This window comes from Arthrobacter sp. JCM 19049, from assembly GCF_001310435.1.
In genome coordinates, this window is sequence record NZ_BAXF01000544.1 from 1 (window position 1) to 1,393 (window position 1,393).

General features: G+C 70.0%; 1 protein-coding gene and 2 pseudogenes. All 3 read right to left on the bottom strand.

Going from position 1 to position 1,393, the window contains the following annotated elements:
• A pseudogene (locus tag JCM19049_RS14290) lies at positions 1-190 on the bottom strand (exopolyphosphatase); the annotation flags it as partial.
• Positions 190-849 (bottom strand): annotated as a pseudogene (locus tag JCM19049_RS14295) (DUF501 domain-containing protein). The pseudogenes JCM19049_RS14290 and JCM19049_RS14295, both read right to left, overlap by 1 nt.
• A gap of 23 nt (positions 850-872) precedes the next feature.
• Positions 873-1,393, bottom strand: a 521-nt coding sequence (locus tag JCM19049_RS14300; protein WP_279403275.1) for a septum formation initiator family protein, incomplete at its 5' end; no start/stop codon positions are given.

Here is a 1,393-nt window from a genome sequence, read left to right on the forward strand (position 1 = left end):
GCACCGCCGCGTAGGTGCGTTCCAGGGCCTCGGGGGCGAACCGCCCGGTGGCGTCCACGCCCTGGCCCAGGCGCACGATCTGCATGCGCCGCTCTACATCGGCCAGCTGCACGCCGTCGGCGCCCTGGCTGGCCTCGGCGATCAGCAGCCTGATGGAATTGGTGCCGCAGTCGATCCCGGCTACCCGCATTAGCTCTCCTCCCCTGCCGCCTGTCGTTCGGCCCGCTTGCGGGCACGCTCGGCGCGTTTGACTTCCGGATCCACCGCCTGGGTCTTTACGTGCCGGGAGCGGTCCCGGCTGGGGGCCGGGCCCTTCGTGTCCCAGGCCCCGGTGCAGTAGCACACGTCCTTGGTCCACCATTCGGCGATCCCGGCCAGCGCCTCGTCACCCAGCGGGTTGACCCCTTCCCCGGCGGCCAGGGAATGGCCGACCAGCACGTGCAGGCACTTCACCCGGGTGGGCATGCCTCCGGCCGAGACCCCGGCGATCTCCGGGACCTCACCGGTGCCCGAACGCCGACCAATCGCGTCCCGGTTGGCCAGGTAGGATTCGTGGGCTTCGCGGTAGGCGGCGGCCAGCTGCGGGTCCTGCCCGAGCCGTTCGTTCATCTGGTTCATCACCCGGCGGCCTCCAGGCGGGAAACGGCCGAGGTGATCACCGGGTGGGTCAGGTAGTAGGTGGTGGGGAAAGGGATGCCGGGAGGACAGCCGCGGGGCGGTGGTGGCCACCAGCGGGTTGCCGCATACGCAGCGCGCCCCGATCTCCACCACGTCGCGCACCGGACGGTTCAGCTGCCGGCTGAGGGTTTCCAGGTCCTTCTCGCTGGGGGTACGCCCGGCGGCGTCCAGGGCCTCATGAATTCGCTGGTTGCTCACGTCTCACTGCTCTTCCGCTTGCGTCGTAGGTCTTGGGTCCGCAACAAAGGGGACTTCGGGTCATTCGGGGCCGGTGGCGGCGGGCCGGCGCAGGGCCGGGGACCGGTTTGGTCAGTCGGTGGCCGAACGGCGCACCGAGTCCAGCAGGGCGTCGACCCAGGCAGTTCCTGGCGCACCTCATAGGTGCTGCCGTTGGCCTGTTCGTCCTCCTGCGCGGAGGGCCGTTCCCCGACCACCATGTACACCCGCTCACCGGGCATCACCAAGTTTATCCGGTCGCGGGCCTGCTGCTTGATGTACAGCGGGTCGTCCCAGCGGGCGATCTCCTCTTGCAGCGCGTCGCGTTCGGCCTCCATGGCGGTGATCGAAGCGCGCAGCTCGTTGATCTCCTGCATCTGGGCGCGGTAGTGGTTCACCGTGGGCACCAGCATCACCGCGAAGAAGGCGAGCACCACCAGCAGGGCGGCGACGCGTCCGGAGAAGCGGTGCGCGGCCACCGGCTCCCCGCCGGGTTCGG